Below are 18,993 nucleotides of genomic sequence, written 5' to 3'. Positions count from 1 at the left end.
CCGACGGTGGCAGGTCTTGCCCCAACATTCGGTCGCGGTGCCATGACCAACCATTGGGTTGACATTCGCAACGCTGATCTCATTCTCGTCATGGGTGGCAATGCCGCCGAGGCGCACCCTGTCGGTTTTCGCTGGGTAATGGAAGCCAAGGAGCATAATGATGCCCGCCTAGTGGTGGTCGACCCCCGCTTCAACCGCACGGCAGCGGTGGCGGACTACTACGCGGAAATTCGTACCGGCACTGATATCGCTTTTCTGGGTGGTCTGATCAGCTATTTGATCGAAACCGACCAGATCCATCATGAGTATGTGCGCGCCTATACCGACGCGAGTCTCATCGTGCGCGAGGAGTTCGGCTTCGAGGATGGCCTGTTCACCGGCTACGATGCCGAGAATGGTGAATACGACAAAGAGACCTGGCAGTACGAGTACTCCGACGAAGGCCACGCCCTGCGTGACGATACGCTTCAGCATCCCCGTTGCGTGTTCCAATTGATGCGTGCGCACTTCAGCCGTTACACCCTTGATGTGGTCTCCTCGGTGTGCGGCACGCCCCGTGACAAGATCCAGCACGTCTGGGACATGGTCGCTGCGACCGTTGTGGACGACAAGACCATGACGATTCTCTACGCACTGGGGTGGACGCAGCACTCGATCGGCTCGCAGATCATTCGCACCGCGGCGATGCTCCAGTTGCTGCTTGGCAACATGGGTATGCGCGGGGGCGGCGTCAACGCCTTACGCGGCCACTCCAATATTCAGGGGCTGACCGACCTTGGACTGCTCTCGGATTTGTTACCTGGGTACATGACGCTACCCGAGGCCGATGAGCAGGATTACGAAGCCTATATCCTTGATCGCTCACGCCCGGACCTGCTGCCTGGTGAAGTTTCCTACTGGCGCTATTACGAGCGTTTTCATGTCAGCCTGATGAAAGCTTGGTTCGGCGATGCAGCCACCGAAGCGAACAACTGGTGCTATGACTGGCTGCCCAAGCTAAGCGAGACACTGTATGACGTGATTCATACCTTCGAGCGGATGAGCCATGGCGAAATCACTGGCTACATTTGCCAAGGCTTCAATCCGCTGGCCGCCTTTCCGCACAAGGCCAAGACCAGTGCGGCGCTTTCCCGATTGAAGTATCTGGTGGTCATTGACCCGCTGAGAACAGAGACCGCCGAGTTCTGGAAGAACCATGGCGAATTCAACGACGTGAACACTGCCGAGATCGACACTGAGGTATTCCGGCTGCCCACCACCTGCTTCGCCGAGGAAGACGGTACTATCGTCAACAGCTCGCGCTGGCTGCAGTGGTTCTGGGCAGCGGCACCGCCACCGGGCGAAGCGCTTCCCGATACCGCCATTTTAGCTGGCATCTTCTTGCGGATACAGCAGATGTATCGCAACGAAGGCGGCGCCTTTTCGGATGCACTGCTCAATCTGAGCTGGCCCTATCGCTACCCCGCAGAGCCCAGCCCCAACGAACTGGCCCGGGAGTACAACGGTTGGGCACTTGAGGACGTCTATGACGAGCAGCGCAATCTTGTCTGTCGGGCAGGGGAACAGGTCGAAGATTTCGGCATGCTGCGTGCCGACGGCAGTACGGCGAGCGGTTGCTGGATCTTTGCCGGCTGCTGGACCGACGAAGGCAACCAGATGATCCGCCGCGACAACTCTGACCCCTACGGCGTTGGTCAGACGCTGGGCTGGGCCTGGTCATGGCCGGCCAACCGGCGCATCCTCTACAACCGGGCAAGCGCACGTCCCGACGGCACGCCGTGGTCCGAGCGCAAAGCAGTCGTCTGGTGGAACGGCAATCGCTGGGTGGGTAATGACGTTCCCGACTTCCCGGTGGAATCTGCACCGACGGTAGCTCAGGGTCCCTTCATCATGAACCAGACGGGTCGAGGACAATTCTTTGCCCGTGACCGTATGGTCGAAGGGCCTTTCCCGGAACATTACGAGCCGTTTGAAACACCGATCGCCAATAATCCGATGCACCCCAGCAACCCATTGGCCAAGAACAATCCAGGGGCGCGGGTTTTCGAGCAGGATCGGGCCAATTTCGGCAGCTTCGAGGAGTTTCCGTATGCGGCTACCACCTATCGCCTCACCGAGCATTTCCACTACTGGACGATGCACAACCGCTTGAACGCCATCGCCCAGCCGGAGAAGTTCGTGGAGATTGGCGAAAGCCTGGCCAACGAACTGGGCATTGCCAAGGGCGACCGGGTCCGTGTCAGTTCTAAGCGCGGCTATATCGAAGCGGTAGCGGTGGTGACTAAGCGCATCCGTCCGTTGCAGGTAGCGGGTCGGACGGTGCACCAGATAGGCATCCCGCTTCACTGGGGCTACCTGGGGGAAACCAAACGGGCTCACCTGACCAATACCTTGACGCCATCCGTGGGTGACGCCAATACCCAGACGCCGGAGTTCAAGTCGTTCCTGGTGCGTGTGGACAAGCTTTAAGGAGGCGAGATGAGAGGCGATCAGATCAATCTGCAGAATATAGTCAAACGCTCAGCAACTCAGGTGCCATCGCCCCAGGAGCGTGACGATGGGGTCGAAACGGTCACCAAGCTGATCGACGTATCCCGCTGCATCGGTTGCAAGGCATGCCAAGTTGCATGCTCCGAGTGGAATAACTTGCGTGACGAGGTGGGTGAATGCGTGGGTGAATACGACAACCCGACCGACCTGACGCCCAATACCTGGCAAGTGATGCGCTTCAACGAGCACGAGAACGAACAAGGCAACCTGGAGTGGCTGATCCGCAAGGACAACTGCATGCACTGCGCCGAACCGGGCTGCCTTGAGGCGTGCCCCGCGCCCGGCGCTATTGTCCAGTACGCCAACGGCATCGTTGACTTCAACTCCGAGCACTGCATCGGTTGCGGCTACTGTGTCGCTGGCTGTCCTTTCGATGTTCCGCGGATTTCGAAAAAGGATTCCAAGGCTTATAAATGCACACTGTGTTCCGATCGTGTCTATCATGGCCTGGAGCCGGCCTGTGTAAAATCGTGCCCCACCGGGTCGATCATGTTCGGCACCAGGGAGGACATGCTCGATCTCGCTGAGACGCGCACCGACTTTCTCAAGGAACGCGGCTTTGAAAATGCCGGTATTTACAACCCTCAAGGAGTCGGTGGCACCCATGTGATCTATGTGCTGCAACATGCCGACGAACCGGAGATCTACAACGATTTGCCCAAGGACCCGCGCATCAGCCCGCTGGTCGAGGCCTGGAAAGGTATACCCAAGCCGCTGGCCTCGGTGGCTATCGGGCTTGCGGCATTTGCGGGGTTCTTCCACTACCTCACCGCTGGTCCCAAGGAGACATCAGAAGAGGAGGAGGAAGAAGTGCACGCAGACGAGGAGCGTGACCAACAGTCCGAGGAGAAACGGCCATGAGCAAGCCGAAGCCACATGCCAAATCCGATCCGGGCATCCTGCGATATGACGCACTATCGCGCATCAATCACTGGCTCATTGCGATCAGCTTCGTGATGCTGGTGCTCAGTGGGCTGCCCTTATTTCACCCCTTTTTCTGGTCGTTGACCGGCCTGTTCGGCGGCCCGACGATGACGCGTATTCTACATCCGTATATTGGGTTGTTCATGACGCTATTTTTCGTGATCATGGCGATCCGCTTCTTCAAGGTGAGCCTGATCAAGCGTCATGACATTCAGTGGCTCAAGCAGATCAAGGATGTGCTGAGCAATCATGACGAGCGCCTACCGCCGGTGGGCAAGAACAATGCTGGGCAAAAGCTGGTCTACTGGATCATGGTGCTCTGCGTGCCACTTTTGCTGGTGACTGGCCTGCTCATCTGGCAGCCCTACTTCGCCGATGCCATCCCTATCACTCTACGTCGGCTGGCCGCCTTTGGGCACGCTTATGTGGCTTTCCTGGCGATCATTACCCTGATCATCCACATCTACTCGGGTATCTGGGTGAAGGGTTCGTTCACCGCCATGATCCGTGGCCGGGTCAGCAAACCGTGGGCGAAACATCATCATGATTTATGGTACGAGGAGGAAATGGAGAAGGAGCGCAAGGAGCGAGAGATGTCCAAGCCGCAGCACCAAATCATGACAGGAGAGGAGCCCAAGTGAACCACGCATATGGCAATGCCCCGATGGGCGTCATGGATCCCCCTTCCGTGGTGCTGCCCAAGCAAGAGCACTTTGCACAGCGCGCACAGCGCCTGTGCGACCTTTCCGAGCGTATCGAGCCGCTACGCGATTTTTTGGCCTTCATGGCACAACTCTCCCGGGCACAGCAGCGGGCTCTAGAGCGCAACACTCCGGCGTGGCTGCCCGAGCCAGATGCCTTTGTGCTGGCACTGGAGCACGGCATGCCGCCGCTGGGTACTCAGGCGCTTTGCCGCGACATCGATTTTCATAGTGAACTTACGGCGCTTCTCGATGGCCTCGACTTGCATATTGGCGAGGCGCAACGGCCGTTGCTCGACACCCTGCGTAAGTTGCCCAAGGAAGAGATCGACCGCCTCGCCCAAGAAGTGCTCGAGGCGCGCCCCGGCCCCGAAGCTAGCCGGGGGCTGATGCCTTTGATAGCGGCAGCGTTGCAGGTGGCCTGGCTGCGCCTGGTGCGTACTCTGCCCCATCCACCAAAACGTCCCACCGCCGAGGCCCGTTCGCTCTGCCCCTGTTGCGGCTCGCTGCCAGTGGCAAGCGTCATCCAGATTGATTCTAAACGCAGTGGGGTACGTTACCTGCAGTGCGGGTTATGCGCAACACAGTGGTATCTGGAGCGCTCCAAGTGCAGTGTCTGCGATCAGAGCGGCAAGCTTGACTACCTGAGTCTTGAGGACGAGGCCGGTGAGCGCCTGCTCCCCACCCAGGCCGAGACGTGTGGCGACTGTCACTCTTACCTTAAAATCATGCCATGTGAATTCGACGCGCATGCTGAACCCCTCGCCGACGACCTCGCCAGCCTAGCGCTGGATCTACTGCTCGCCGAGGAAAAACAGTATCGTCGCAGCGGCTTCAACCCATTGCTGATTGTTGGTGAATGAGGCCATCCCCGAGCGGCCATGGACGACCCGCTCCCGGCCATGCTATACCTTAGGAACTTAAAACTCGGCATGGATTTGAAGACGACAATGGACGTTCGACGCAGTCTGCCCGCCGTAGACACCCTGCTGGCACATCCCACCCTGCAGAAAGCCCAACTGCGTCACGGTTGGCGCCTAGTCAGAGAGGCTATTCGCCTAACCCTGGAGAGCGAGCGCTCGCGCCTCGCCAACACGACAGGGCGTACCGAGCATCAGCACGCTAACATCTCTCTCGAAACACTCACTGCCCGAGCGCTTGAACGCCTGGAACAGCTGGCACGACCCAACAGTCGCAGCGTCTTCAACCTGACCGGCACGGTGATCCATACCAACCTCGGCCGCTCGTTACTTGCCGAGCCTGCTATCGAAGCCATGGCCCAGGCCGCCCGTCATCCCACGGCGCTCGAGTACGACCTTGATAGCGGCGGCCGCGGCGACCGGGACCGGCTGGTGGAGCCGCTGCTCTGCGAACTTACCGGCGCCGAGGCAGCCACCGTGGTCAACAACAACGCCGGTGCGGTGCTGCTAGCACTGAGCGCCCTGGCCTGCGGTCGCGAGGCAGTCATCTCACGAGGCGAGCTGATTGAGATAGGCGGTGCCTTCCGCATGCCCGACATCATGGTCTCGGCCGGCTGCCGACTGCATGAGGTAGGCGCCACCAATCGCACCCATGTGCGGGATTTCCAGGCTGCACTGAATGAGAACACGGGTCTGATCGTCAAGGCACACACTTCTAACTACGCCATCACCGGTTTCACCAAGAGCGTGCCTGAGAGCGAACTGGCGCGCATTGCACACGCTCATGGCGTCCCCTTCCTGGTCGACCTGGGCAGCGGCGCACTGACCGACTTCTCTGCGCTTGGCCTGCCTCATGAGTCGCAACCTCGCGAGGCTATCGCCGCCGGTGCCGACGTCGTTACCTTCAGCGGCGACAAACTGCTGGGCGGCCCACAAGCGGGAGTGATCGTCGGTCGTCGTGAACTTATCGACACTATCAAGCGCCATCCCCTCAAGCGTGCCCTGCGCCTCGACAAGCTGACCTTAGCCGCTCTGGAAGCCACCCTGCGCCTCTACCGCGACAGCGACGCACCACAGCGGGACATTCCCACACTGGCAATGTTGACGCGACCAGAAACCGACATCGCGGCGACTGGCGAACGTCTGCTTGACTCCGCCCAGGCCCTGCTCGATGACATCGACGTCTCCCTAGCTCCCTGTTCAAGTCAGCTTGGCAGCGGCTCGCTGCCCGTCGACCGATTACCGAGCTACGCTCTGGTCTGGCGCCCAGTAAGCGGTGACCGCCACGCCAGGGAGAGGTGTCTCAGACGCATTGAGGCAGCGTTTCGTCAACTGCCCCGCCCGGTCATCGGCCGTCTTCACGATGGCGCCCTCTATCTCGACCTGCGCTGTCTACACCACCCTACGGACGAAGACGCTTTCGTTGCTCAGTTCACGGCGTTGAAGCAGCGCTATGAGAGCCTTCTCGATATGCCCCTGGGTGGCCAGCCATGATCGTCGGCACTGCCGGCCATGTCGACCATGGTAAGACCGCCCTGATCCAGCGGCTGACAGGTATCGATACCGATCGTCTTAAAGAGGAGAAGGCACGCGGGCTGACCATCGAAGCTGGTTTCGCTTACCCCGAGGTCGAGACGGGCATTGAGCTCGGCTTCGTCGACGTGCCCGGGCATCATCGGTTCCTGCATAACATGCTCGCGGGTAGTGCTGGCATCGATACGGCCTTGCTGGTGGTGGCCGCCGACGATGGTGTGATGCCCCAGACGATAGAACATGTCCAGATCCTTGACCTTCTCGGTGTCGACCGCGGTGTGGTAGCGCTGACCAAGATTGATCGAGTCGACGAAACACGGCGCCAGGAAGTCAGGCGAGAGATCATCAACCTGCTGGCAGGGACACGGCTCGCCAAGGCGCCGCTGCATGACGTCTCTAGCCATAGTGGTGAAGGCGTGGCGGCACTGCGCGACACGCTATGGACCCAGGCGGCCCAACAGCAGGCGTCCTCTCCTTATGGGTATTTCCGCCTTAGTGTGGATCGCGTTTTCGCCCTGCCAGGTGCAGGCTTGGTAGTGACCGGTACCGCACTCAGCGGCTGCATCGCCAAAGGTGACATGGTGCGCCTGGTACCCAACGGACATAAGGCCAGAGTCCGCCAGCTGCGTCGTCAAAACCACGAGAGCGAGCAGGCACGCCAGGGCGACCGGGTAGCGCTCAACCTTGCAGGAGCTGGCGTAGAACGGGATCGCATCAACCGTGGCGACTGGGTCGTCGCCGACACGCTGGAAACACCACCCATTAAGCGACTTGATATCCAGCTAAGGCTGCTCGACTCCGCCCCACCGCTCAAGCACTGGGCGCCAATCCATATACACCTAGGGGCAGCCCATCTCATGGGGCGGGTCTCGCTCCTCGAAGGGCAACGGCTCGAACCAGGCAAAAGCATGCTTGGCCAACTGGTCTGTGACAGCCCGGTACACGCCTGCCTGGGGGATCGCTTCGTCATCCGTGATCATGGCGGGCATATTACCCTCGGCGGAGGGATCGCACTGGACGGCGAACCACCCCGCCGCGGCCAGCGCGCCCCCGGGCGTCTGGCCTGGCTGGCGGCACTCGCTGAATGCGCAAGCGTCAACCCACCTTACGACCTTCATGAACCGCTGCGTGCCGCACTCGATCTCCACCCCGAAGGCCAGAACCTTAATAGCATGGCGCGCAACCTTAATATCAGCGTTCACGAGCTAACGCCGCTGGTCGAGGCATCCGCAGGCCAAGTCCTCGCTGCCGAGGGCGAGGTTAGAGCTTTCTCCCGAAAAGCCATTGAATCGCTTAGAGAGCGGATTATCCAAGTAGTCGCCGAAAACCACCAGGTCGAGCCCGCCATGCTGGGTACCGAGCGCGAGCGACTGAATCGCCAGGCCGCTCCCCGACTACCTGCTCCCCTCTTCCGTTGCCTGATCAAGCAACTGATCGAGACGGGTCAGCTTGATAGCAATGGCCCCTTCATTTCTCTGCCCGGCCATCGCGCAGCACTCAAGGAGCCCGACGAGGCGCTCTGGCAACGGCTTGAGCCCCTGCTGGCTGAAGCCCCCTTCCAGCCGCCCCGAGTTCGCGACCTGGCAGCAAACAGCGGGCTCGACGAACAGCGTGTTCGCCAGGTACTGACAGCCTGTGCTCGCCTTGGCAGACTCTATCAGGTACGTAAGGATCACTTCTACCTCGCCTCTGCGACACATGAAATGGCAGGCGTCGCGCGGGAAGTGATGGACGAACACGGCACCATTCGCGTCGCAGAATTTCGCAACCGCATCGGTACCGGACGCAAATTGGCCATCCACATTCTCGAATTCTTTGATAGGATAGGTTTTACGCGCCGAGTGCAGGATGAACGCTGCATTCGCCGCACCGCCCTGTGGAGCTAGGTAACGCACGGGATACGCTCAAGGAAGAGGATCGACCCCCGGTGGGGCGGCCAGACTTCAAATCTGGCAGGGGCTGCCAGCAGTCCTTGGTGGGTTCGACTCCCACGCTCTTCCGCCACCCTTCTTGCCCCTTCGCCCAGCCCCAGCCCCAGCCCCAGCCTCGCTATTTGAGCCGAATCAGACTCCGCCATGGAACACACGTCGACGGAGCATCAGGTCACGCAAGACATTAATTAGCGGTTTTGTGGACAACATTTGCTTGATAGCTATAAGCAAGCACAGCGGTGCTCCTCTGAAAGCTCAATAAAGATAACGGTATAAAATATAGAATTATTAAGATGAAGACTCCGATAGCCTCCTAGGCAGTTCCATTACCCAGTCCCGAAGTGGCAAAATTGTTGGATCGCTGCGGCAGCTTTCCGGGTAGGCCAAAAAGAATGCGCCGTCTGCCAGCTCGGGGCCAAAGGGTTGTAGCAGACGCCCTTCGGCCAATTCATCTTCAATCAGATGACGGCTCATCAGCATAACGCCCTGGCCACTCACAGGCGTGGGTAGATCAGATCATCAGGGCCGAGCGAACGGTCGGTATCGATAAGACCAACCCGCACAACCCTTACACTCCCAAGCTTACTGATCGAGAAAGGCACGCGGTCGTACTCACCGCTAGAAGGTGGCGTGAATATGTCGCCAGGCGAAGAGATGGCCCACATGAATTATCTGGAGCCAAGCCTTACTTTCGCACTGGAGTTTGTTGGTATTACTCGTATTCACTACACCGCTATCGAAGGCCAGGAAGCAGGTGGGGAAGTATTGACTAAGTCGATTGCGAAAGCGCGGCGTAATGTCGAACGGCTCGTTGGTGAGTTGCAGGTGGCGTTGCGAGACACAACAATACCTGAACCGGCTTAAATACGGGGAGCGGCATTCTGATTATCAAAGACAGAGTGTTATGTGCGGGTACCGCTAACTCAGGATATCCGCGCCTTTATGCTCCTCTGTCACGCTTTGAGCTAACAACATATCGCCCTCAGTATGTTGAGTACGGAATGGACGAATCTCCTTATTGTTTTTATACCTTATAATAACAACTCAGCATTTCAGGTAGTGCTTGATATGCTGAGTTGTGACAAGCAATTAATTTCTCTTAACCTATTTATATCACCTCTTCACCATTAACGGTAAGGCTGCCGTCTTGCCAGATCAACGTTTGCTCTTCCAGGTCCGAATCGATTAACAAGGAAAATGGCATGGGTATAAGCGAAAGAACCATCGGCGGAGGCGTTGTTACACTGATATCCAAGCTCAAGCGGTTTTGAAGATACTCTTGTGCCTCAGGTGTGCTCATAACGCCTTGCGATGCCTTAAGCTGATCGGGTAACGGCAAACGGCTATCCCACAAAGCGCTGTATAGCGCGTCCTTGGAAAGCTCTTTACCGTCAAAGCGAATATCCGCCGTAATGCGCGGATTGAAGTCAAGACCCAGCATGGGCAGAGTGACGTGTGCTTCCAGCGGCTGAAACGCTATTGAGGGGCTCGCAATCAAAACATCATATCCACTTTCGATAGCCTGGATCAGCAGTTCACGCTCTTCCTGCTCATCACCCCGTACTCTGGTCTCTTCGTACTCTGCACGCATGGCTTCCAGCGGTGCATAGGCTTCCTGGAGCGCCTGGAATGCTGGCATATCCCAGTTCTTCGCATCCATATCAAGTGACAGGCTGCCCATTGAGGTGCCGTCGGCGCCGATATCGGCCACCTTGAAACGGCCGCCTGAATTAACGATCTGGCTATCACCGACGGATTTAGACTTGGCTTCAAGCTCAACGCCGTCCATGTACACACTGATGCCCTGCGCCAAAAACTCAACTCTGGGTATTTCCAGGTATTGATGTATCAGGCTGGACGCTTCTTGTGAGCGGTTTTCAAAGCGCGGCGATACAACCCGCACCGAATTATTCTCGTTATTGATGACAATCTCTCGGGCCTGGCCGTCTACTTTCCAAACATCTCGATTTTCAAGATCAAGATCAACGACCAGATCCTGAAGGTTACCGTCGAGTTCAACACCACTTAACGAACCAGCCGTCAGTTGCCCAGTGATGGAGCTGCGAGAAGCAACCAGGTCAATGTTTATGTCCCCGCGTAGAAACTGCTCGTTGGGGTGAATCGTGCCAGTAACTGGGCTATTGATAACGCCGTGGTCCACTAGCAGGTTTACTTGGGCGTTGGCATTATCGACTCCTTCCATGCCGATCGTGGCGCTCGCCGTTGTCTTGAACAGCGATTTATCAATCGTTACATCGCTTGCGTACCAGGAAAGCGAGTCATCTAGTTGCGTAAAGGTTTGGAAAAGTGATTTTTCAACTTCATTACCTACTACCGCCTGTGCCCCTATATATCCCCCCACGCCGAGCACAACAACGCCAGTGGCAGTCAAGATTAACGTCTTAGTGGTTGCGGGCATGTCAATATCCTTTAATAACAATAATTGTTAATTATCCTTTATTTAAAAATAAAAACCACTGCTAACTCAGCCTTCTGGTAAGCACCAAGAGAATAAAACGATCACGGAGGAAGCTAACGTTTGTAATAAACAAAGCTTCTAGCAATACGATAAAGCGCTGTTGCGGCGGTTGTTGGAAAGAAGCCTTTTCTTAGCGACTAAGCCAAGCATTAAAACATGGAAAGGCTCTACTTAATGAATCGCTCATTACAAGAGCTCCGTTTAAACCAGGGCTTCGTAACTCTTTCCATGAAAACTGCTACTAAGTTATGTTGATTTTCGCTTTGGTGGATTACCCAATGAGTAACAGTGCCTGGATATAAGCTTTGGAACGCTACCCACCTACTTGGCAGAAAACCAACTTCATTTCAGACCAGAACTATCTTTACTCGATTCTGGGCGTACAGGCTTTTTCTTGGTTATTGAGCGTGAGAAGAAAGGCACCACGTAAAGCACCACCCAAGCCAGCAATGCACACACTACCGCTGTTTGCTCACGCCCAAGGCCAACGGCCATCCCTATAGCCGCTGTAAACCAAATGCCAGCCGCAGTGGTAAGTCCTGTAGCAAACAGGTCATTCTGCCGGGTGATGATACTGCCGGCACCTAGAAAACCAATCCCGCTAACAACCCCTTGAATGACCCGACTCATATCCGCATCAGAAATGCCCGCTTGCTGGGGAATTAATACAAATACCGCTGCCCCCATACAAACAAGCATGTGGGTACGTATTCCAGCCGGCTTACCGCTTTGTTCACGCTCAAATCCCAACAAGCCACCGAGCAGGGCCGCCATCAGCAACCGAATGATCACAACAATAAACTCACTCAAGTCATTAAAATCGGAAAATTCAGAAATAATGACACTGCGGATCACGTCCATTGTATCGGTCCTACTGGCGTAGTCATGACACTCCTCCAATGAAACTGGAACTTATGCTACTCGGTATGAAATCACGGTGCTTGGCATTAATGGCATAACCTCACTCACAAGCGTTGCAATAAGCATTTTCCTGTTTTAGTTCAATAAAAGATTAGTCGCGGCGTTTGATCATTGCCAACGGGAAGACAGAGCTACCCGTTACAAGCACTGCCTTTTGAAGCTTTACTCTAAAATCGTGCTAACCCAAACAGAAATTTTGCAAGGTTATCCTTAGGACGTTTAAGCCCATTTTGGAGCTAATACGCGAGACTTGAAATCGCAATTATCCCCAGCACCATCTTCGCCATTGACCGTACCTTTGACGTCAATTCACTAGGCAGCCCACATTAAGGCTCCTGAACTAATCCAGCCCCTAACTGAGAATCAGGAAATGGAAGCGGTAGGCCAATCCTCGCGTTTTCTACTACCTTGTTAGCAAAGTGTTGAATATACGTTTTAACGGGGGCGCAAAACGTCATGCCATCGGTGCATATGATGACAGGACAAACAATAAAGCCATAGTCAGGAGAAGCAGCATGAAGACGACAAAGAAAACCATTTCACCTTGCTACCCATTAGTTGTCACTGGTCAGCTGCTCAGACGCACTTATTGGCAAGCGCCGCTAGTACTGGCGTTTGGTGTTTCTGTCATTAGCTCCAATCCTGCTCAGGCTGAACAACTAGAGTCAAGCAGCTTGGCTGGCGCTGAAGATTCTGCGGAGGTGGCGCTCGAACACCCAAGCGAGCACCTCCTCGTCAGCGATTTTCCTGGCACCTCCAGGGATGCCGATCTGGCGGTTTGGCAGGAATATATTCCAGATATTCAGGATATCGAGATCACCTCATCGGCAGATGAGGCTAGTCAGCCAGCACTCTACTATGACTCTGGTTCTGACGAAGAGAAGCCACTTTTGATGGTGTTGCATAGCTGGAGCACCAATTATCTGCAGAACATTGACATTCCCTTGGGGGAGTTCGCCGTAGCCAATGATTGGGTTTTCATACACCCCGATTTCCGTGGACAGAATGATGGTCGCCCCGAATCGACGGCCTCTGAATTGGTTATGTCTGACATGGAAGATGCGCTTGAATACGCACGCGAAAATGCCAACATCGACGAGTCGCGAATTTACCTACTCGGCTACTCGGGTGGCGCCATGAATGCTCTGCACTTTGCCAGTCGTAACCCAGAGGTATTTGCCGGTGTCGCCGCATGGGTGCCTGTCTATGACCTATTAACGTGGTATCACTGGAATGCCGAGCGCGGTGAGAAGTATGCAGATGAGATCGCCGGTGCTTGTGGTGGAGAGCCCACTGAGGGCAGCGAAGCCAGGGATGAGTGTGTTCAGCGCAGTGTCAGTGCCCATCTGCCAGATGTAGAGGGCGAGCTTCGAGTGCTTTTGGCTCATGGCATCAATGATACGACCGTGCCGCCGGAACAGGCACTGCATGCTTTTAACGACTTGGCCGCCGAAGAGGACCGGATCTCACAGGATCTGATCGATCAGCTTGAAGAGAACCGCGAAGTGCCTGAAAAACTGGCCGAGCGTTCGACTCATGAGGAGCGCAATTTTAGGTACTTTGATGAAGCCGATGCAGCGGTGCTGCTCTATCTTCAATCGGGCCCTGCCGAGCTTGTACTCTTTGATGGCGAACATGAAATGCTTTACCGCCCTGGCCTTGAGTGGCTTGCTCGTCAACAACGTTAAGTGAGAAAACTTCATTAACAAGGATGCTTTTAGCTATGCCCTATTTTCGCTCTCCGCGACGTCTTTCAAGTGTGCCAGCTAGGCTCTTTGCCTTTATCGCCGCTTGTGGCTTATGGAATGTCAGTGCCATCGCTGCAGACGACTGGGCTGATATTACTGAACCGTTGTCCGGCGAGCCTCGCGTCATCGGGCATCATGGAGGGGGCTGTTTGGTCGGTGCCGAGCAGCTTCCCCCAGAAGGAAACGGCTACCAAGCGGTGGATCTGGACCGCAATCGTCACTATGGCCATCCAACCCTGATCGACTATATCCAAAGGCTCGGTGAGCGTGTCGATGAAGCCGGCTTTGGCCCTATACTGGTGGGTGACATGGCGCAACCGCGCGGCGGCCCGATGCCGTATGGGCATGTGAGCCATCAAAATGGGCTGGACGTGGATATCTGGTTTCGGCTTGACCTGCCTCTGCTGGAACTCAGCGAGCGTGAAGGGCTCGAACAGCCGATTCTAGTCGACTCAGCCATTAGTCGGGTTGACGAGCGTTGGGATAACCGTCATGCCACGCTGATTCGCCTTGCTGCGGAGGATCAGCGGGTGGCGCGCATCTTTGTTGATAGCGCGGTCAAGCGCGATCTCTGCGAGCGAGAATGGGACGATCGTTCCTGGTTACGCCGGGTCCGCCCTTGGCACTCTCATGATGAGCATTTACATGTGCGCTTGCGCTGTCCGCCTGGTGCCTCCGAATGTGTTGATCAGCCCGAACCACCGGCAGGAGAAGGTTGCGATACATTCTCGCCAACACCGCGCCCTGAGGTTTATCCAAGCCCAGGACGCACCCTGCCATCGGCTTGTGCTGCAGTTTTGACCCCCTAGCCTTGGCATATCTATAAAGCCCGCATCGCGGATGATGAACACAACCTGTATTTTATTGCCTTGCCTACATACACCTTGCATATCGAAAGTGTAGTGTAGGCAAGCTTTTCTAAGGGTTACTATTCTTCAGGAACCCAGCGGGATGGCATAGTGCCGCCCTCTTTTTCAACGCGACCATGTAGCCGTTGTGAACCGACTAGAAACGGCTTTCTTTCATCGTTCGTAGCCACCTTTTTATTGAAACGATTCTTATTGAACTGTCGTCCTCCAGCGCCCTATTGCTTGCCGAAAATAGAAAGCACGTTTGTTTTATTTACAATTGTTCGCCTTTAGCTTCCTTGGTAGGTTGATTTTCAAACAACGACACGATGGCAAAGCGGTTAACGACGCATGTTCACGACGCAATATCTGGCAACATAACCGGCCAAGACGCGCCCTAAGTACGCCTCTCTACGCAAGCCTTAACCATTAAAACGACAATCCTCTGAAAGTGGAGATCCTCATGTTCTCAAAGACCACACCAGGCGAGGCAGGCGCTGCGCGAGTCAAGAAAAAGCTGCCAATGCCGGATGTATTCATCATCCTGTTCAGCTTCATGATCCTGGTTTTGCTGGCCTCCTATATCATTCCTGCCGGTACCTATGATCGCAGTACCGCCAACGGCCTCACCCAGGTGGCCACCGACAGCTTTCGCTATATCGATGCTGAGCCGCTCAACGTCATGGACCTGTTTACCGCCATCCACAATGGGCTGGTGGCCGCGTCAACGCTAATCTTCCTTATCCTGATTGTTGGTGGCGTGCTGAAGGTCATTGAGTCTACCGGAGCGATCAGTGCCGGTATTTATCGCCTGCTCAGCTTGGCGAAAGGTCGCCAGAACGTGCTTATCTTTATTTTCTGCGCTACCTTCGCAACGCTTGCTTCCGTCGGTGTTGGTGCCAACCTAGCAATTGCCTTTATTCCTATCGGCCTGTTTCTCGCCCGCTCCATGAAGCTGGACCCTATCGTCGGGGTCGCCATTATCTTTTTAGGTTCTTACGCCGGTTTTGGCGCTGGCGTGTTCGATCCCACCGTGACAGTCACGGGGCAAACCATTGCTGAGCTTCCGTTGTTTTCCGGCTTTATGTTTCGCGGAGCGATTTTTGTGGTCTTTTTGGCCATCACCGCCGCTTACATTTGCCGCTACGCCAAACGTATCAAGCAAGACCCCGCCTTAAGCGTCATGGGGGCCGAGGTATTCGAAAGCGCTACCAACGACAACCGGCCGGACACCGAAACCACCTTTACCCTTACTCATAAGCTCGTATTGGCCCTGTTCGCCCTGTCGATTGGCTTTTTTCTCTTCGGTGCCTTCAACATAGACTGGGGCATTCCTCAGCTTTCTGCCACCTTTATCATGCTGGGCGTGGCAACAGCCGCCATCGGCCGGATTTCTCCCAATGCCTTTATCAAACGCCTGATGAGTGGCGCGGGCGAAGTCATGTATGGCGCCCTGGTGATAGGCGTGGCGGCGGCCGTTATTGTGCTGTTGAAACAGGCTCAGCTCATCGACACCCTGGTACATAGCGTGGCCACGTCGCTGGATGGGCACGGCAAGATTGTGGCGATGGAGCTTCTGTACCTGTTCAATTTAGTCTTCAACGGCCTGATCACTTCCGGCACCGGCCAGGCAGCGATCGTTATGCCGATCATGGTGCCCATCGGCGACATGCTCGAAGTCACGCGCCAATCGACCTTTATCACTTTCAAGCTGGGCGATGCAGTCACCAATATCATTACCCCGCTTTCCGGTACGCTGATGGCTTGCCTGGCCATCGCGCGTATCTCCTACGTTGAATGGTTCAAGTTCGCGCTGCCGCTGTTGGCTATGTGGGTCGTGGCGGGCGGCGTATTTGTAGCAATTGCCGTGGGCATTAACTACGGCCCATTTTGAGGTTCTACATACAGGCCGCCTTCAGCCGCTCTTCAAGAAAGGTTAAAAAAGCGTCGATATGCTCAGGCATATGGCGCTCTGCCATGACCTGAACCTGAAGACTACGCAGCGATAGCTGCGGCTCCTGAAGCGGTTTTAAAACCAGGCCCTCTTGCCGGGTCTTGCCGCTAACAGCCACGGCACTGCACAGGCCGATCATATTGGGGTGCTCACACACCATGGTGTAGGTGGCGCCCAATGAATCACAGGAAAAACTGGGCCGCACTTTGATGCCCGAAAGGCTGCACGCCACATCGAATAAATACCGCATGGTCGAGCCGTTCAGCGACATGGTCAGCGGGTAGTGGCTTAAATCTTCTACATACAGCGTCGCCTTATTTGCTAGTGGGTGATCCTGAGACATCAGCGCGCTGATGGCTGCGCTATGGCTCGAGATAATCTTGATGCCAATATCCGGCGAAAGGCTGAAGGTCAGGGCAATATCCGCCTCCCCCGTTTTGACCAGCTCTGAGGCGCGCCCGGAATCAACCACGTGTAGATCAAAATGGGTATCGGGATATTGGCTGATAAAGCTGGATATCACGCTGGGTAGAAAGTGCCAGGCCATCCCATCTGGGCAGGCCACGGTAATTTTCTGCTGTTGGCGTGTCATCACCTCCTGCATCTGGGCAATAACGTTACCCACTTCAAGCTGATTACGCAGCGCATAGGCTTGAAGCAGCTTACCCGCCTCTGTTAACTGCATGCCACGGGGCTGACGGTTGAACAGCTTGATACCCAGGCGCTGTTCAAGATTGGTCACCTGGCGGCTGACTGCCGAGACGGCCACGTGCAGCTCTTCAGCGGCAGCGGAAAGCGAACCCGTTTTCGCCACGCTGTGAAAGTAGCGCAAGTTCAGTTCCTGCATAGAGCCTCCAGGTTTATCTGCAACCGGCAGGCTTGTATAGAAAACCTAGCATTACCGTAAATGAAATCGCTGCAGAATATTTCTAACAATTAGAAAGATTAATTGAAATATTAATGATAGTCGCAAAGACAGGCAAGAATTACTCTCTAGGTACGTATTGACCACTACCCATTTTGCATTTCTCTAAAAATCACAACGCCAGAGGCAGCCCATGGAGTCATCGCAACATTCAGGACGAGAAGCCGCCCTACAGCTGGCGATTAACGCCCTGTCCGACGGCACTTTTTATGACACGCTGGCACGACGCGTGGCGCTTAAAACGATTAGCCAGGACCCTGCCTGCCGCGATACCCTGCTTGAGTACCTGACTCAGGAGATGTCGCCGCTGCTGGAGACGCTTGGGTTTACCTGCCAGATAATCAACAATCCCAAGCCTGGCCTTCCCCCCCTGTTGATCGGCCAGCGCATCGAGGACCCGGCGTTGCCTACCCTGCTGCTTTACGGTCATGGCGATGTGACCGATGGCCAGGACGACAAGTGGGCCAATAACCTCAACCCATGGGCGCTGACGTTTGTGGATGGACGCGTCTACGGGCGCGGCACGGCCGACAACAAGGGCCAGCACAGTATCAATCTCACTGCGCTTGAGGCCGTCATCAAGGCGCGCCAGGGTACGCTTGGGTATAACGTCAAAATTCTATTTGAGATGAGCGAAGAGATTGGCTCGCCGGGGCTGGAAGAAGCCTGCATAGCCCACAAAGAAGCGCTTGAAGCCGACCTGTTCCTGGCCTCAGACGGCCCGCGAATTCGCCACGATATGCCCACGCTTTTTCTAGGTTCGCGCGGCGTCGTGCAATTGAAGCTTACTCTTAACACCGGCAACGGCGGCCGCCACTCAGGCAACTGGGGTGGCGTTATTACCAACCCTGCAGTCGTACTGAGTAACGCCATCGCCACGCTGATCTCGCTTGAAGGCAGAATTCAGGTCGATTTTCTTAAAGCACCCGCTATTTCTGAGGACGTCTCCCGGCTGATTCGCGACCTGCCGGTAGGTGGTGGCAATACCGACCCAACCCTCAATCCCAACTGGGGCGAAAGGGAGTTGACTTCCGGCGAGCGCCTGTACGGTTCTAATACGCTAGAAGTGCTGGCCATGAGCGCCGGCAGTACGGAAAAGCCGGTCGGCGCGATTCCGGAAAACGCTGTCGCGGTGCTACAGCTACGGTTTGTGATAGGCACCGACTGGCAGGCAATACAAAGCAACCTGCGCCAGCACCTGGATGCCCACGGCTTTACAGATATACAGATCGACATGCTGGGCGGCTACGCAGCCACAAGGCTTGACCCTAACCACCCTTGGGTCAGCTTTGTGGCGGATTCGGTGGAAGAGAGCCTGAAGGAAGCGGCGTACATTCTGCCCAACCTGGGCGGTACTATTCCCAATCATTGTTTTTCCGAGGCGCTCAACCTGCCTACGGTCTGGCTGCCCCACTCCTACCCATCATGCAATCAGCACGCGCCCAACGAGCATCTACTTGAGAGTATTGTTGAGCAGGGACTTAAACTTGCCACTGGCGTATTCTGGGATTTAGGCGAACCACGGGCGCAAACACTAACAACCAACAAGGCTTGCTAAC

16 protein-coding genes and 1 tRNA gene are annotated in these 18,993 nt (G+C 55.7%); 12 read left to right on the top strand and 5 right to left on the bottom strand.

The features are described 5' to 3' along the window. Positions 1 to 6: 6 nt before the first annotated feature. The 7 genes from fdnG to ELY38_RS09470 all read left to right on the top strand — a co-directional run bounded on the left by fdnG (position 7) and on the right by ELY38_RS09470 (position 8,632). Positions 7 to 2,469: a formate dehydrogenase-N subunit alpha gene (gene fdnG / locus ELY38_RS09500; RefSeq protein WP_222845137.1), complete on the top strand. Its 2,463-nt coding sequence runs from the start codon at positions 7 to 9 to the stop codon at positions 2,467 to 2,469. A 9-nt stretch (positions 2,470 to 2,478) separates the two neighbouring features. Then, positions 2,479 to 3,411, top strand: a complete 933-nt coding sequence (gene fdxH / locus ELY38_RS09495; protein ID WP_127061672.1) for a formate dehydrogenase subunit beta — start codon at positions 2,479 to 2,481, stop codon at positions 3,409 to 3,411. After that, complete coding sequence (locus ELY38_RS09490; RefSeq protein ID WP_127061670.1) at positions 3,408 to 4,115, top strand: formate dehydrogenase subunit gamma; 708 nt, start codon at positions 3,408 to 3,410, stop codon at positions 4,113 to 4,115. The genes fdxH and ELY38_RS09490 overlap by 4 nt, the downstream gene beginning before the upstream one ends. Beyond that, on the top strand, positions 4,112 to 5,038 hold the full coding sequence (gene fdhE, locus ELY38_RS09485; protein ID WP_222845136.1) for a formate dehydrogenase accessory protein FdhE: 927 nt from the start codon (positions 4,112 to 4,114) through the stop codon (positions 5,036 to 5,038). The genes ELY38_RS09490 and fdhE overlap by 4 nt, the downstream gene beginning before the upstream one ends. Before the next feature lie 69 nt (positions 5,039 to 5,107). Continuing rightward, complete coding sequence (gene selA / locus ELY38_RS09480) at positions 5,108 to 6,589, top strand: L-seryl-tRNA(Sec) selenium transferase (protein ID WP_246009114.1); 1,482 nt, start codon at positions 5,108 to 5,110, stop codon at positions 6,587 to 6,589. Continuing rightward, positions 6,586 to 8,514, top strand: a complete 1,929-nt coding sequence (gene selB / locus ELY38_RS09475) for a selenocysteine-specific translation elongation factor (protein WP_127061666.1) — start codon at positions 6,586 to 6,588, stop codon at positions 8,512 to 8,514. Before selA ends, selB begins: the two co-directional genes overlap by 4 nt. A 22-nt stretch (positions 8,515 to 8,536) precedes the next feature. Next, positions 8,537 to 8,632: transfer RNA gene (locus ELY38_RS09470), tRNA-Sec, on the top strand. A 215-nt stretch (positions 8,633 to 8,847) separates the two neighbouring features. Here ELY38_RS09470 and ELY38_RS09465 read toward each other — a convergent pair. Continuing rightward, complete coding sequence (locus tag ELY38_RS09465; protein ID WP_422822324.1) at positions 8,848 to 9,033, bottom strand: type 2 periplasmic-binding domain-containing protein; 186 nt, start codon at positions 9,031 to 9,033, stop codon at positions 8,848 to 8,850. 20 nt (positions 9,034 to 9,053) lie between these two features. Further along, entirely contained in the window at positions 9,054 to 9,224 is a 171-nt protein-coding gene (locus ELY38_RS19395) for a hypothetical protein (protein WP_246009113.1), read from the bottom strand. Here ELY38_RS19395 and ELY38_RS19390 point away from each other — a divergent pair. After that, positions 9,223 to 9,423 carry an NADPH-dependent FMN reductase family protein gene (locus tag ELY38_RS19390; protein WP_246009112.1) on the top strand — a complete coding sequence of 67 codons (201 nt, stop codon included), beginning with the start codon at positions 9,223 to 9,225 and terminating at the stop codon, positions 9,421 to 9,423. The two genes, ELY38_RS19395 and ELY38_RS19390, sit on opposite strands and share 2 nt — an antisense overlap. Positions 9,424 to 9,667: 244 nt before the next feature. On the opposite strand, the gene ELY38_RS09455 is transcribed toward ELY38_RS19390, so the two are convergent. Both ELY38_RS09455 and ELY38_RS09450 read right to left on the bottom strand, forming a co-directional pair. Beyond that, positions 9,668 to 10,978 (bottom strand): DUF945 family protein, encoded by a 1,311-nt coding sequence (locus ELY38_RS09455; protein WP_127061662.1) that lies wholly within the window; start codon positions 10,976 to 10,978, stop codon positions 9,668 to 9,670. A gap of 402 nt (positions 10,979 to 11,380) precedes the next feature. Then, entirely contained in the window at positions 11,381 to 11,899 is a 519-nt protein-coding gene (locus ELY38_RS09450; protein WP_127061660.1) for an MgtC/SapB family protein, read from the bottom strand. A gap of 575 nt (positions 11,900 to 12,474) precedes the next feature. On the opposite strand from ELY38_RS09450, the gene ELY38_RS09445 reads away from it, so the two are divergent. From ELY38_RS09445 to ELY38_RS09435, 3 genes are all read left to right on the top strand, one after another. After that, positions 12,475 to 13,647, top strand: coding sequence for an alpha/beta hydrolase family protein (locus tag ELY38_RS09445; protein ID WP_127061658.1), 1,173 nt, complete (start codon positions 12,475 to 12,477; stop codon positions 13,645 to 13,647). Positions 13,648 to 13,682: 35 nt separating this feature from the next. Beyond that, positions 13,683 to 14,516, top strand: a complete 834-nt coding sequence (gene mepA, locus ELY38_RS09440; RefSeq protein ID WP_127061656.1) for a penicillin-insensitive murein endopeptidase — start codon at positions 13,683 to 13,685, stop codon at positions 14,514 to 14,516. Between the two features lie 502 nt (positions 14,517 to 15,018). After that, positions 15,019 to 16,449: a YfcC family protein gene (locus tag ELY38_RS09435; protein WP_127061654.1), complete on the top strand. Its 1,431-nt coding sequence runs from the start codon at positions 15,019 to 15,021 to the stop codon at positions 16,447 to 16,449. A 4-nt stretch (positions 16,450 to 16,453) separates the two neighbouring features. On the opposite strand, the gene ELY38_RS09430 is transcribed toward ELY38_RS09435, so the two are convergent. Next, positions 16,454 to 17,356 carry a LysR family transcriptional regulator gene (locus ELY38_RS09430; RefSeq protein ID WP_127061652.1) on the bottom strand — a complete coding sequence of 301 codons (903 nt, stop codon included), beginning with the start codon at positions 17,354 to 17,356 and terminating at the stop codon, positions 16,454 to 16,456. 211 nt (positions 17,357 to 17,567) lie between these two features. Between ELY38_RS09430 and ELY38_RS09425 the strand changes: the two genes are divergently transcribed. Next, entirely contained in the window at positions 17,568 to 18,992 is a 1,425-nt protein-coding gene (locus ELY38_RS09425) for a M20 family metallopeptidase (protein WP_127061650.1), read from the top strand. Position 18,993 lies beyond the last annotated feature (1 nt).

It is taken from the genome of Vreelandella nanhaiensis, assembly GCF_003990185.1.
GTDB lineage: Bacteria > Pseudomonadota > Gammaproteobacteria > Pseudomonadales > Halomonadaceae > Vreelandella > Vreelandella nanhaiensis.
The sequence above is the reverse complement of the archived record's forward strand: the minus strand, read 5'-3'. Positions and strand labels throughout refer to the sequence as shown.

Bases quoted from the DNA above. Each gene is read 5' to 3' on its own strand.
- ELY38_RS09435 (WP_127061654.1), top strand. From the start codon at position 15,019: ATGTTCTCAAAGACCACACCAGGCGAGGCAGGCGCTGCGCGAGTCAAG.
- selA (WP_246009114.1), top strand. From the start codon at position 5,108: ATGGATTTGAAGACGACAATGGACGTTCGACGCAGTCTGCCCGCCGTA.
- ELY38_RS09455 (WP_127061662.1), bottom strand. From the start codon at position 10,978: ATGCCCGCAACCACTAAGACGTTAATCTTGACTGCCACTGGCGTTGTT.
- ELY38_RS09490 (WP_127061670.1), top strand. From the start codon at position 3,408: ATGAGCAAGCCGAAGCCACATGCCAAATCCGATCCGGGCATCCTGCGA.
- ELY38_RS19395 (WP_246009113.1), bottom strand. From the start codon at position 9,224: ATGTGGGCCATCTCTTCGCCTGGCGACATATTCACGCCACCTTCTAGC.
- ELY38_RS09465 (WP_422822324.1), bottom strand. From the start codon at position 9,033: ATGAGCCGTCATCTGATTGAAGATGAATTGGCCGAAGGGCGTCTGCTA.
- ELY38_RS09430 (WP_127061652.1), bottom strand. From the start codon at position 17,356: ATGCAGGAACTGAACTTGCGCTACTTTCACAGCGTGGCGAAAACGGGT.
- ELY38_RS19390 (WP_246009112.1), top strand. From the start codon at position 9,223: ATGAATTATCTGGAGCCAAGCCTTACTTTCGCACTGGAGTTTGTTGGT.
- ELY38_RS09425 (WP_127061650.1), top strand. From the start codon at position 17,568: ATGGAGTCATCGCAACATTCAGGACGAGAAGCCGCCCTACAGCTGGCG.
- ELY38_RS09445 (WP_127061658.1), top strand. From the start codon at position 12,475: ATGAAGACGACAAAGAAAACCATTTCACCTTGCTACCCATTAGTTGTC.
- selB (WP_127061666.1), top strand. From the start codon at position 6,586: ATGATCGTCGGCACTGCCGGCCATGTCGACCATGGTAAGACCGCCCTG.
- fdxH (WP_127061672.1), top strand. From the start codon at position 2,479: ATGAGAGGCGATCAGATCAATCTGCAGAATATAGTCAAACGCTCAGCA.
- mepA (WP_127061656.1), top strand. From the start codon at position 13,683: ATGCCCTATTTTCGCTCTCCGCGACGTCTTTCAAGTGTGCCAGCTAGG.
- ELY38_RS09450 (WP_127061660.1), bottom strand. From the start codon at position 11,899: ATGGACGTGATCCGCAGTGTCATTATTTCTGAATTTTCCGATTTTAAT.